The organism is Alteriqipengyuania flavescens (assembly GCF_030406725.1).
Lineage (GTDB): Bacteria > Pseudomonadota > Alphaproteobacteria > Sphingomonadales > Sphingomonadaceae > Alteriqipengyuania_B > Alteriqipengyuania_B flavescens.
This window is the reverse complement of the sequence record NZ_CP129107.1, coordinates 459,524-471,395: the sequence shown is the minus strand read 5'-3', so window position 1 is coordinate 471,395 and position 11,872 is coordinate 459,524. Positions and strand designations below refer to the sequence as shown.

13 protein-coding genes are annotated in these 11,872 nt (G+C 66.4%); 6 read left to right on the top strand and 7 right to left on the bottom strand.

The features are described 5' to 3' along the window. Nucleotides 1-35: 35 nt before the first annotated feature. Genes QQW98_RS02505 through QQW98_RS02495 form a run of 3 tightly spaced genes read left to right on the top strand, consistent with a single transcriptional unit; the run spans nt 36 to nt 2,034 of the window. Nucleotides 36-908 (top strand): crotonase/enoyl-CoA hydratase family protein, encoded by an 873-nt coding sequence (locus QQW98_RS02505; RefSeq protein ID WP_290135982.1) that lies wholly within the window; start codon nt 36-38, stop codon nt 906-908. A 60-nt stretch (nt 909-968) separates the two neighbouring features. Beyond that, on the top strand, nt 969-1,592 hold the full coding sequence (locus tag QQW98_RS02500; RefSeq protein ID WP_290135981.1) for a TetR family transcriptional regulator: 624 nt from the start codon (nt 969-971) through the stop codon (nt 1,590-1,592). 4 nt (nt 1,593-1,596) lie between these two features. Then, entirely contained in the window at nt 1,597-2,034 is a 438-nt protein-coding gene (locus QQW98_RS02495) for a MarR family winged helix-turn-helix transcriptional regulator (protein ID WP_290135980.1), read from the top strand. Nucleotides 2,035-2,091: 57 nt separating this feature from the next. On the opposite strand, the gene QQW98_RS02490 is transcribed toward QQW98_RS02495, so the two are convergent. From QQW98_RS02490 to QQW98_RS02460, 7 genes are all read right to left on the bottom strand, one after another. Continuing rightward, on the bottom strand, nt 2,092-3,114 hold the full coding sequence (locus QQW98_RS02490; RefSeq protein ID WP_290135979.1) for a type II secretion system F family protein: 1,023 nt from the start codon (nt 3,112-3,114) through the stop codon (nt 2,092-2,094). 16 nt (nt 3,115-3,130) lie between these two features. Further along, a complete protein-coding gene (locus QQW98_RS02485) occupies nt 3,131-4,102 on the bottom strand; it encodes a type II secretion system F family protein (protein WP_290135978.1) in 972 nt (323 codons plus the stop codon). A gap of 76 nt (nt 4,103-4,178) precedes the next feature. Then, nucleotides 4,179-5,483 (bottom strand): pilus assembly protein CpaE, encoded by a 1,305-nt coding sequence (locus QQW98_RS02480; protein ID WP_290135977.1) that lies wholly within the window; start codon nt 5,481-5,483, stop codon nt 4,179-4,181. Nucleotides 5,484-5,486: 3 nt separating this feature from the next. Then, the gene (locus tag QQW98_RS02475) at nt 5,487-6,137 is read right to left on the bottom strand and encodes a CpaD family pilus assembly protein (RefSeq protein ID WP_290135976.1); all 651 of its coding nucleotides are present in this window, start codon (nt 6,135-6,137) and stop codon (nt 5,487-5,489) included. Nucleotides 6,138-6,151: 14 nt separating this feature from the next. Continuing rightward, nucleotides 6,152-7,753 (bottom strand): type II and III secretion system protein family protein, encoded by a 1,602-nt coding sequence (locus QQW98_RS02470; RefSeq protein ID WP_290135975.1) that lies wholly within the window; start codon nt 7,751-7,753, stop codon nt 6,152-6,154. 8 nt (nt 7,754-7,761) lie between these two features. Then, nucleotides 7,762-8,832, bottom strand: coding sequence for a Flp pilus assembly protein CpaB (gene cpaB / locus QQW98_RS02465; RefSeq protein WP_290135974.1), 1,071 nt, complete (start codon nt 8,830-8,832; stop codon nt 7,762-7,764). A 74-nt stretch (nt 8,833-8,906) separates the two neighbouring features. Then, entirely contained in the window at nt 8,907-9,395 is a 489-nt protein-coding gene (locus tag QQW98_RS02460) for an A24 family peptidase (protein WP_290135973.1), read from the bottom strand. Between the two features lie 63 nt (nt 9,396-9,458). Here QQW98_RS02460 and QQW98_RS02455 point away from each other — a divergent pair, with 63 nt between their 5' ends. From QQW98_RS02455 to QQW98_RS02445, 3 genes are read left to right on the top strand one after another with little or no spacing between them, the layout of a single operon-like run. Continuing rightward, nucleotides 9,459-10,445 carry an alpha/beta fold hydrolase gene (locus tag QQW98_RS02455; RefSeq protein WP_290135972.1) on the top strand — a complete coding sequence of 329 codons (987 nt, stop codon included), beginning with the start codon at nt 9,459-9,461 and terminating at the stop codon, nt 10,443-10,445. Nucleotides 10,446-10,447: 2 nt separating this feature from the next. Continuing rightward, the gene (locus QQW98_RS02450; protein ID WP_290136838.1) at nt 10,448-11,563 is read left to right on the top strand and encodes an NAD(P)/FAD-dependent oxidoreductase; all 1,116 of its coding nucleotides are present in this window, start codon (nt 10,448-10,450) and stop codon (nt 11,561-11,563) included. A 58-nt stretch (nt 11,564-11,621) separates the two neighbouring features. Beyond that, a complete protein-coding gene (locus QQW98_RS02445) occupies nt 11,622-11,798 on the top strand; it encodes a YegP family protein (RefSeq protein ID WP_290135971.1) in 177 nt (58 codons plus the stop codon). The last annotated feature ends 74 nt before the right edge of the window (nt 11,799-11,872 follow it).

Below are 11,872 nucleotides of genomic sequence, written 5' to 3'. Positions count from 1 at the left end.
AGTGGCCGCCCTTTTTTCTTTCCGCAGAGGACAGCATGACCGACTACAACCAGATCCTCGTCGACAAGGCGGATGGCATCGCGACCATTACGCTGGACCGCCCGGAAAAGATGAACGCCTACACGCCGGTGATGATGCAGGAGATCATCGCCGCGATGGACGATATCGATGCGGACGACGCGGTAAGGGCGGTAATCTTTACCGGCAGCGGCGACCGCGCGTTCTGCGCCGGGGCCGACCTGACGCCGGAAGACGGCAGCGGGCCGTTCAGTTCCGACCGTCCCGATGCCGACCTGTCGGACGAGATCGTGCGCGACGGCGGCGGGCGGCTGACCTTGCGCCTGTTCAATTCCACCAAGCCGCTGATCGCCGCCTGCAACGGCGTGGCGGTGGGCGTGGGCGCGACGATGCAGCTGGCGATGGATATCCGCCTCGCCGCCGACAGCGCGCGTTATGGCTTCGTGTTCGCGCGGCGGGGCATCGTGCCGGAAGCATGCTCCAGCTGGTTTCTGCCGAAGATCGTCGGCATCCAGCAGGCGCTCGAATGGACCTACACCGGCCGTATCTTCGATGCGGCGGAGGCGAAGGAGGGCGGCCTTGTTCGCTCCGTCCACCCGCAGGGCGAACTGATGGATGCGGCGCGCGCCCTTGCGCGGGAAATCGCCGACAACACTTCTGCCGTTTCCATCGCCATGACCCGCGCGATGATGTGGCGCTTGTCTGCCGCCGACCATCCGATGATGGCCCACCGGGTCGACAGCAGGGCGATCTATCGCATGTCGAAAGCCCCCGACGCCGCCGAAGGTGTGCGCAGTTTCCTGGAAAAGCGGCCCCCGGACTTCCCCGGCAGGCCATCGGGCGATATGCCGGACTTTTACCCGTGGTGGGACGAACCCGGGTACGAATGACACCATCGTGCCGCCGGGGAGGGTGGCCGGGGACATGAGCCTGCAGGGGAGCGTTGGACAATGAACGCAAAGGCCATCGACAATCCGCCCGACGGCGCGCGGGAAAAGCTGCTGGAAACGGCCTCCGCGATCATGCGCGAAGGCGATGCGGTGGATATCTCGCTGTCCGAACTTTCTCTGCGTTCCGGCCTCAATTCCGCGCTGGTGAAGTATTATTTCGGCAACAAGGCAGGGCTGCTGAAGGCGCTGCTGGACCGGGACATGGAAAGCATCGTGCAGTCGGTGCAGGCGCTGATGCACAAGGACATGGAGCCCGAAGCCAAGCTGCGGCGGCACATCTCCGCCATGGTCGATACCTATTACGCCACGCCCTATCTCAACCGGCTGCTGATGCGGCTGGTGCGCGACAGCGACGACGAGGAAGCGCAGCGCATTGCCGACAGCTATCTCACCCCGCTGAACGAAGCCTACCAGCAGCTGATCGCCGAAGGGGTGGAGCACGGCGTGTTCCGCGACGTGGACCCGCAGCTGTTCTATTTCACCGCCACCGGCGCGTGCGACCGGTTTTTCTCAGCACGGCTGGTACTGCGCCATTGCTATGGCCAGGACACGCTGACCGAAGGCTTGCGCGATGCCTATCGCGAACACGTGATCGAATTTTTGACCTCCGGCCTGAAGCGCTGATCCGATGAGCGAGACGACACGTCTGGCGCGCTTCGTGCCGTACCTGCTTTCCATCACCTCCAACGCGGTGAGCGAGCGGATCGCGCGCGAATATCACAGCCGCTTCGGACTGAAGATCCCGGAATGGCGGATCATGGCGGTGCTGGGCGACACGGGCGAGGCGACGCAGCGGGAGCTGACCGAGCTGACGGTGATGGACAAGGTCGCGGTTAACCGGGCGGTGAAGGCGCTGGCGGAACGCGGGCTGGTCGACCGTGCCCCCAACCGCAGCGACGGGCGTTCCCACATGCTGGAACTGACCGCCACTGGCCGCGAACTGCACGACGAAATCCTGCCGCTGGCGCTCGGGATGGAAGAGCGGATGCTGGACGGGCTGGACGGTGCCGAACGCGAGGCGCTGGTTTCCGCGCTGGCCAAGATAAGAGAGGCGGCAACCGGATAACCGGCGCCGCCTCGTCTTGTTTGCGGCCTTTCGGGAAGGCCGGGTTTCTTTCAGTCGCTAGACACTGCCGCTGTTCGCCGGGCCATTGGCTGCGAAGGCATCGGAAATGTCGCAGGCTGCTGGACCGAGGATGACGATGAACAGCGTCGGCAGGATGAACAGGATCAGCGGCACGGTCATGATCGCCGGCAGGCGGGCGGCCTTTTCTTCCGCGCGCATCATGCGCTCGTTGCGGAATTCGGCCGACAGCACGCGCAGCGCCGAAGCCAGCGGCGTACCGTAGCGTTCGGTCTGGATCATGGTCGTTACCACGCCCTTCACCGAATCGAGATCGACGCGGTAGGCGAGGTTTTCGAACGCCTGGCGCCGCTCGGTCAGGAACGACAGTTCGATCGCGGTGAGGGCGAATTCGTCACCCAGTTCCGGATAGGCGCGGCCCAGTTCCTTGGCGACGCGGTTGAAGGCGGCGTCCACGGTCAGGCCGGCCTCGGCGCAGATGACCAGAAGGTCGAGCGCATCCGGCAGGCCCTTGCGGATTTCCGCGGTCCGCTTCGTCACCATGTTCGTCACGAAGACATCCGGTGCCTTGTAGCCGATCAGCAGGGCGACGGCGAACGCGGCGACGCGCTTGGTCGTGCCCCAGTCGGGGAACATGTCGGACCAGAACACCACCATGATGGCGATGAAGCCCAGCACGATCGGCGCGACCATGCGCGCGCCGATGACCACCGGGGCCCAGTCCTTGTCGCGGATGCCGGCCTGGGCGAGGCGCTGCTGTACCTGCTTGAGCTGGCTTTCCTGAAGGACGTTGATGCCTTCCAGCGATTCGCGGACCTTGTCGCGGGTCTCGTTCTTCTTGACCAGGCTCTGGCGCTTGCGGGCGCTGCCGGTGACGATGCCCGCCTTCAGCTCTTCGCGCCGGGCGTTGAGCGACTTCACGCGCTTGGCCATCGGGTCCTTGATCGTGACCGCGGCATAGACCGCCATCATCACGGCAAGGGCGGCGACGCCGGCGAGTATGGAGCCGACGAAGATCACGTCGACGCCCATCAGGGTCGGGCCGGAGGATGTCTGCAACATTGTTATCGTCCCCCGCTCAGATCTCGAAGCTTACCATCTTGGCCATGATGAACACGCCGATGCTCATCCACACCAGGCCGCCGAGGCCGGTGATGATCAGGCGTTCCTCGACGAAGAAGCCGCCGATGTAGTCCGGGTTGATCCACCAGATCATCGCGAACACGATGAAGGGCAGGGCGCCCACGATATAGGCGGAGGCCTTGGATTCCGAGCTCATCGCCTTGATTTTCAGCTTCATCTGGCCGCGCTTGCGCAGCACGTCGGCAAGGTTGGAAAGCGTTTCGGCAAGGTTGCCGCCCGTTTCCCGCTGGATCGCCAGGGTGATGCAGAAGAAGCTGAATTCCGGCGTGTTGAGCTTGTCGGCGGTTTCCTGCAGCGCCTCTTCCATCGTGCGGCCGATCTTGATGCGTTCGACCACGCTCTTGAATTCGATGCCGACAGGGCCGGGGATTTCCTGCGCGACCACGGCCAGCGTTTCCGTGACCGGGAGGCCCGAACGCAGGCCGCGTACCAGCAGCTCGATCGCGTCGGGGAACTTCGCCGTGAAGGCGTTCGAACGCTTCTTGATGAAGTGGCCGACCACCAGGTGCGGAATGCCCGCGCCGAACACGATGCCGAGCGCCAGGCCGAGTATCAGGCTGCCCGATTTCATGTAGATGATCAGCATGACGGCGAGCGTGATGCCGATCGTCGCATACATATACTGCGTCAGCGTCCAGCCCTTGCCGGTCCGATCCAGCCGCAGTTCCAGCGCCTGCACGCGCGAGCCGGAGCCGGCGAGCTTGTGCGCCTTGGGCTTGCGCGCCGCGATCGCCTTTTTCAGCTGCGATTCGACCTTGGTTTCCGCGTCCTGCGAATGGCGGAAGCGCACGGCCTGCAGGCGGCGCTGGCTTTCCTTGGCGGCAGAGGGCGCGGCGATGAAGGCATATCCCAGCACCATCAGCGCCATGATGCCTGCCGCGATCAGTGCCAGCGTGAAGATATCCATGGTCTATTCGCCTCTTGCGTTCGGATGGGCGGGATGGCGGGGAAGGCCGGGCGCACGCGGCACCCGGCCTGCCACCTCATTCCGCAGCTTCGGTTTCGGCTTCGGACTTGGCGCCCTTGGCCTTCTTGGGCGTAAGGAACGACTTGATGTCGAACTTGCCGAGCAGCGACTTGTCGCCCGCTGCCGCCAGTTCCTCGGCGCCGTCCCCGTCGCCCGCGCCGACGATCGCCTTGGCGATGTCGCGCACGACCGAGCCGGACTTGGCCGAGCGGTTCGCATTGGCAAAGGTCTGGCCGAGCTTGGCGGCATTGGTCGCAGCCTTCACGTCGTAGGGGATCGTGAAGTTGATCTTGCGTTCGATCGACGCTTCGAAATCGGCCTTGCTGATTTCGCCGGCACCGCCTTGCACCTTGTTCGCGACCACCAGCGGGGTGGCGTGCGGGGCATTGGCGTTCAGCCACGACAGGATGCGGATCGCATCGCGCGCACTGGCCAGCGTCATTTCGGTCACCACCACCACCACGTTCACTTCGTGCAGCAGGTGCGGGAAATTGATCAGGATGTTGCGCGGCATGTCGACCACGGTCATCTCGAAGGCTTGCTTGAACTCTTCCTGGAGCTGGGCGAAGGCCGCACCGTCGGTCATCAGCGGCGCATTGATCGGCGCTTCTGCGGACAGGATGGCGAGATTGTCGTTGGCGCGGATCATGGCGCGTTCGATAAACAGGCCGTCGATGCGGCTGGGGTTGTCGATCGCGTCGGTCAGGCCGCGGCCCGGCTCCAGGTCCAGCGTCAACGCGCCGGTGCCGAAGTGCACGTCGAGATCGAGCAGCGCCGTGGGCGATGCGTGATCGGTGCTGAACAGCCAGGCGAGCGAGGTCGCCAGCATCGAGGAACCGACGCCGCCACGCGTGCCGACCACTGCGGTCGAGACGTGCTTCTTGCCGACCGATCCGTCACCGCTCTTGGGCGCGGCGAACACGGCCTGCGCCTGGCTGAGCGAATCGCGCAGCTGGCCCGCCGACAGCGGCTTCAGCAGGTAATCGTGGATGCCGCTCGACAGCAGGTCGCGGTACAGGCGAACGTCGTTCACCTGGCCGACCGCGATCACCACCGTGCCGGGTTCGCATACCTCGGCCAGGGCGTTGATATCGTTCAGCGGGTCGCCGCATTCCGACAGGTCGACCATGAGGATGGCAGGGCTCGCGGCGATCGAGAGCGACTGCACCGCGTTGCGCAGGCCGCCCTTGTTGCACTTTTCGGGCTGCCAGCCCATTTCGACCACGACGGGCCGCAGCACGTCGAGCGAGGTTTCGTCGCAGATGAATGCGGAAAACGGATCGCGATTGCCGCCTGCGCCGGGTTTCCAGGGTGCGTTCATGGCTCAGTTCCCCCCTTCGCCGAAGCTTTCGCCCTGCAGGCCGCCGGCGCCGGTCGGTTCGGCGTCGCGATAGCTCTGGATGGCGCGATTGGATGTGGCGACCACGGTTTCGCCGGTGCCCTTTTCACCTTCGATCAGGTGCTGCGGGTTGGCGACCATGGCGGCCAGGTTCGAATTGACGGCGCAGCCGTATCCGGGGCTGGTCCCGTTGGTCCAGTTGAAGCCGTCCTTCGACGACCAGTCCGGACAGCCCGGCACATAGGCCCGTGCGCGGCTGACGACGACGCGGGTCGTGCCCGGATCGACGTACCCCGGGGTGACCGGGGCGCCTTGCGAAATCAGCACGCCGTGGCGGCCGGCGATCTGGGCCACGGCCTCGCGGGTCGCGCCGCTCGACAGCGGATCGTCGACATAGACGCTGTCGCCATAGCCGAGTTCGAGCGTTTCGAACCACGAATTGAGGCGGGCCTGTTCGGCCACTGTCAGCCCGCCCGCGCCGCTGGCGAGGTCGAGCGAGTAGTTCGAGCGTTCCACGACCGGCTGCTTGGTCGAATAGAGCGAGCGGTTCTGCGGCTGGCCGCTGCAGGCGCCCAGTGCGAGGCCGAGCGAGACGGCGATGGCCACGAAGCCGGTTTTCTTGTTGAAGTTGGACATGGTGGTCACCTTTCTCAGTCGTTCAGGCTGAAGCCGGGGGTGGGCAGGGCGGCGGTGCGCGCGGGCGCAGTGTTGCCCTGCTGGGCGGCACCGACCTGCGGCGCCTGCTCAACGATGGCTTCGGTCGGGCCGGGGCGGCGCACGCCGCTCTGGCCGTCCTGGTCCTGGTTCAGCAGCAGCTGCTGGGCCACGTTCGGGGCGCGGAAGCCGTCGGTCGGCAGGATGATGTCGCGGTCGTTGACCGGGTTCACCAGGTACGGCGTCACCACGATCACCAGCTCGGTTTCGCCGCGGCGGAATTCGGTGCTGCGGAACAGGTTGCCGAGGATCGGCAGGTCGCCGAGGCCCGGGGCCTTCTCGATCGAGTTCTGCGAGCTGTTGCTCATCAGGCCGGCGATCATGAAGCTCTGGCCGGAGCCGAGTTCCACGGTCGTCTCGGCGCGGCGGATGGTCAGCGCCGGGACCTGGAAGCCGTTGAGCGTCACCGCCCCCTGGCTCGATAGTTCGGACACTTCCGGCCGCACGCGGATCGAGATCCGGCCGTTGGCGAGGACGTAGGGCGTGTAGGACAGGCTGACGCCGAACTTGCGATATTCGATCGACGTGCTGCCGAGGCCCTGGCTGATCGGGATCGGGAATTCGCCGCCGGCGAGGAAGCTGGCGGTTTCGCCCGAAAGCGCGGTCAGGTTGGGCTGCGACAGCGTGGTCACCAGGCCCTGGCGTTCGGCAAGGTCGAGCGCGCCGGCAAGGTCGAGGCCGAGGAATTCGCCGACACCGGCAATGGTCGTGCCGAGCGAGGCGGGGGGGATGTTCGTCCCGTCGACCTCGATGAACTTACCGGGGTTGTTGGGATCGGGAATCTGCGTCTTGATGCTGCTGCCCACGCCCGTGGCCGAACCCGGCCGGAAGGTGGTTGGGCCGCGTCCCTGTCCGATGCCAAACTGGAAACCATCGGTCCCGTCGATGCTGGCCAGGTTGGCGCCCAGCGTGCGGACCAGCGAGCGGCTGACCTCGGCAAAGCGAACTTGCAGGTTCACCTGCAGCGGCGTCGCCATGCGCAGGCGGCTGACGACATTGGCGTCCTCGCCCACGAAGGCTTCGACCAGACGTTCGGCTTCGGCCGCATCTTCCGGCGAAGCGATGGTGCCGGTCAGCAACACCGTGTTGGTGCCCATCGTGGCGACCGAGATGCGGGCATCCGGCATGGCCAGCGCCAGCATCTGGTCGACGCTGTCGATGTTGGAACCGACGCGCACGTTGGCGGACCAGATGACATCGCCGGCGGCATTGCTGGCATAGACCGTGGTAGTCCCGCCCGACTTGCCGAAGACGTACAGCTGGCGCTGCGATTTCACCTGGACATCGGCAATCGCCTCGTTGGCGACGAAGATGTCGGTCATCGCGCCGGGCACGGTGATCAGTTCGCCGCGACCCACCGACAGGACGATGTCCGAAGCGGGGCGAATGACCGACTGGGCCCGGGCCGGCGCCGTCGGCGCCAGGGCCAGCGGTGCGAGCGCGCAGGTGGCGGTCAGCATGGTTGCAAACAGGCGTTTCATGGTCTTGCCCCTCGAAGTCGTGCCCGTGTGGGCGGCGATTGCGGTTGTCGTGTTCATGGCCACCCTCAATCCACCGGTACTGCGGTGGTGCTCTTGCCGCGGGTCACCCGGACCACGGAGCCGCGCGGAACGGCGACGGTGGTGGTCGTGGCGGCCTCGGCTGCGCGGGGCGGGCGGGCAACGGAGCGCGGCGCGTAGCTGCTCTGTTGCGACAGGCGGGCCTTCTCGGCCTGCACCCGCAGGCGGTCGCGCTCGCTGGTCTGCGACGGAACGGTGGAGCGCTGGAAGCGCGACACGTCGCCGCCGGTCGAGAAGGTGGCGCGGCCATCCAGCGGGCGGCTCATCGCGGCGCGCAGAATTTCCTCTTCCTCTTCGGGCGTGGCGCCTTCCGGCAGGGTCACGTCACCGCTGGCGATGGCGCGTTCTAGTTCGGACTGGCTATCGGCGATCGAGCGCAGCGACAGGCTGAGCGTTCCGATCGTCTGGGCGACGAAGATCTTCTCCGCGATCGTCGGGGTCACTTCCAGCGTCACCGTGCGGAACGCGGTGACCACGGTCTTGCCTTCGACGATCTCCTGCTCGGTCGACTGGTCGGTGGCGAGCACGCGGACGTTGCGCAGGATGGTTTCGGTCGCCTGCAGCGGCGGGCCCTCTGCGCCCTTGACCGTCTGCGTCAGCATCAGGTCGACACGGTCGCCCGGGAACACGAAGCCGGCAACGCCGGTCTTGGCCGAAACGGGGACGGTGACGGCGCGCATGCCCGGGCCGAGTGCAGCCGCCAGGAAGCCGCGGTCGCCCGGCGCGACGAGCGCGCCCTGAGTCACCGGCTCGCCGGCCGTGATCGGGTGGCGGACCACCGTGCCGAGCAGCTTTGTCATGTCGGCCTCGCCGTCGATGAAATAGGCATCGCGGACCATTTCCTGCGGCCACAGCTGGAAGCCGACCGAATCCGCACTGATGATCGTGCCGACGGGGAGAGCGCGCTGCGCCACCAGGACCTTCGGACCCTGCGGCTCGACCGGACCGGCCTCCGCCTGGGGTGCGCTGGCACCGGCAATCAGACTACGGGCTGCAAATGCGGTGCCGATGGCGATCAACACAGCCCCAACGAGCAAAATAAGCTTCTTCCTGTCCATGGCGCGTTATGCCCCCTCGATTGGCCAAGCGTTACGAATGGTGCGCTTATCGGCCGGATTGGTTAAAATCGGGTTCACCCCGCTATGCCGCCCTGCATCTGGGGAATGTAATGGGAGCCGAGCACCCAGAGCCCGGCAGACGAGATTGCGACCCCGTAGGGAATGGCCAGCCGCTCACGCTGGCGGCGCATGATGTGCCACATGCCCATCAGCAGCGTCAGGACGCCGCCGATCAGCGCCATGAACACGATCAGGCGCAGGAACATGGTCGGCTCCACCCACAGGGCGAGCGCGGTCAGCAGCTTCACGTCGCCGCCGCCCATCCACTTCATCGCGAACAGCGCGGCGAAGACGGCGAAGGCGGCGATGGCGACGCCGAATTGCAGCGCTACGCCGGGCCACAGCGACAGTCCCGTCGCCCACCAGAACAGCGGCGCGCAAACGGCGATGGAGCCGGTCAGCCAGTTGGCGATCCGGCGCTCCTTGATGTCGGTAAATGCAGCGATGACGAGTGCGATTGCCAATGCGGCAAGCAGCACGTACTGCACGTCAAATCCTGGCATGATGCCCCCCTGGCGGTCCCACGGAAGGCATCGTTACGGGGAAGGGCTTACCAAAAAGTAACCATGGCCGAGGAGGTTGGAATTAGCCAAACCAGTAACACCGATGCCGCGGGGCGCACGGCGGGCCGCGTAATTCCCGCAATCGCGCGGGAAAGCGTCTGGAAAGCAGCCGACGGCCACGCGATCCGGCGGATCGATTTCGCCGCCGTAAATCCGCGCGGTTCGCTGCTGTTCTGCCCCGGGCGCGGCGATTTCTACGAGAAATACCTCGAAACGCTGGAACACTGGGCGGCGCGGGGCTGGCACGTCACCGCGATCGACTGGCGCGGGCAGGCGCTGTCCGGGCGGCTGGGCGGCGACGAGGTAACCGGTCACGTGGACGACTTCGGCACCTGGATCGCGGACCTGGCGGGCTTCTGGCAAGGCTGGGTTGCGGAGACGCCCGGCCCGCATGTCCTGTGCGGCCATTCGATGGGCGGCCACCTTGCCCTGCGCGCCGTGGTGGACGGTGCCGCCGCGCCCGACGCGCTGGTGCTGTCCGCGCCCATGCTCGGCTTCACCGGCCCGCCGCTGCCGCTTCCCGTCGCCCACGGGTTTGCGAAGCTGATGACGGCAATCGGCGATCCCAAGCGGCCGGCGTGGAAGTGGAGCGAGAAACCGGGCGAAATACCGGCCGGGCGCGAAAAGCTGCTGACTCACGACGACGATCGCTATGGCGACGAGCAGTGGTGGCGGACCGAGCGGCCCGGCCTCGTCATGGGGCCTGGCAGTTGGGGCTGGGTCGAACGCGCCTATGCCTCGGTACGCGGCCTCAACCGAACTGGTGTACTGGAGGCGGTGACCGTGCCGACCGTCGCGATCTCCACCTCGAACGACAAGCTGGTCAGTCACGCGGCAGTGGAGCGCGCCATCGAGCGGATGCCCAATGCCACGCTGGTCCGCTTCGGCACGGAAGCGCGGCACGAGATCCTGCGCGAAGTGGACGGCGTGCGCGACCGCGCGCTGGGCGAGATCGACGCCTTCCTCGACGAGACGCTGCCGAAACAGTGACCCTGCGCTTCGACATCGCCATCGTCGGTGCGGGCATGGCGGGGGCCAGCCTCGCCGCCGAATGCGCGCGTACGGCCCGTACGGGCGGTGCCAAGCTCTCCATCGCGCTGCTCGAGGCGGAGGATACGCCCGGCTACCACGCCACGGGCCGCAGCGCGGCTTTCTGGGAAGAATGCTACGGCGGGCCGGAGATTGTGCCGCTCACGCTCGCCTCAGGGTCCTACCTGCGCGAAGGCGGTTTCCTCGGCCGCCGCGGCGCGCTCTATCTTGCGCGCGAAGGGGACGAAGGGGCGCTCGACCGCTTCGAAGAGCGGTTCGCGGACACCGGCGCGACCTTCTCCCGCATCGACCGGGCGGCGCTCGAAAACCGCGTTCCCGGCCTCAGGGCCGAATGGGACCGCGCCATCGACCAGCCGGACTGTGCCGATATCGATGTCGGCGGGCTCCACGCGCATTATCTCGGCGCGGCGCGCAAGGGCGGGGTGACGCTGCTGACCCGGTTGCGGGTCGTCGCGGCGAACAGGAGCGCCGACTGCTGGAGGCTCGACCTCGCCGGCGGCGACACGCTGTCCGCAGGGACGCTCGTGAACGCGGCAGGCGCCTGGGCCGATACGCTGGCGCAAATCGCCGGCGCGCGCCCGCTCGGCATCGCCCCGCTGCGCCGCACGGTCGTGCAGCTGCAGACCGATCCCGCGCCGCCCGCCGACATGCCGCTATGCCTCGGCATCAATGGCGACTTCTACTTCAAGCCGGAGAATGGCCGCTTGTGGCTGAGCCCGCATGACGAAACGCCGTCCGCCCCCTGCGATGCCGCGCCGGAGGAAATGGACGTGGCGCTCGCCATAGACCGGCTGGAGGCGGTGACCACGTGGAAGCCGCTGCGGGTGGAGCGCAAATGGGCCGGCCTGCGCAGCTTTGCGCCCGACCGCCTGCCGGTCTACGGCTTCGACCCACGAGTTGGCGGGTTCTTCTGGTTCGCGGGGCAGGGCGGTTACGGCATCCAGACCGCGCCGGCCGCCGCGCGGCTGGGCGCGCAGCTGCTGCTCGGAAAGCCGCGCGATACGATGACGGAAAGGCTGGACGCGATCCTGTACGCACCGTCGCGCTTCGCGCCCTAGCCAACTTCATGTCATTTGATAGGGTGTCGCCGGATCAACAACCAAGGGAGACCCGCAGATGGCGCATCATTTCAAGATCAAGAAGAACAAGGCCGGCGAGTTCGTGGCCTACTTCATGTACAATTCCGAGCCGATCTTCTGGACCGAGGGTTACGCGTCAAAGACCGGCGCGAAGAACGCCATCGAGTCGATCAAGAAGAACGGTCCGGGCGCCGAGACGATGGACGACATCTGACGGGTTTTTCGATACTTCGGGCGTCGAACCCCCACCCCTGACCCCTCCCCACGGGGAGGGGAGATAATAGTGTA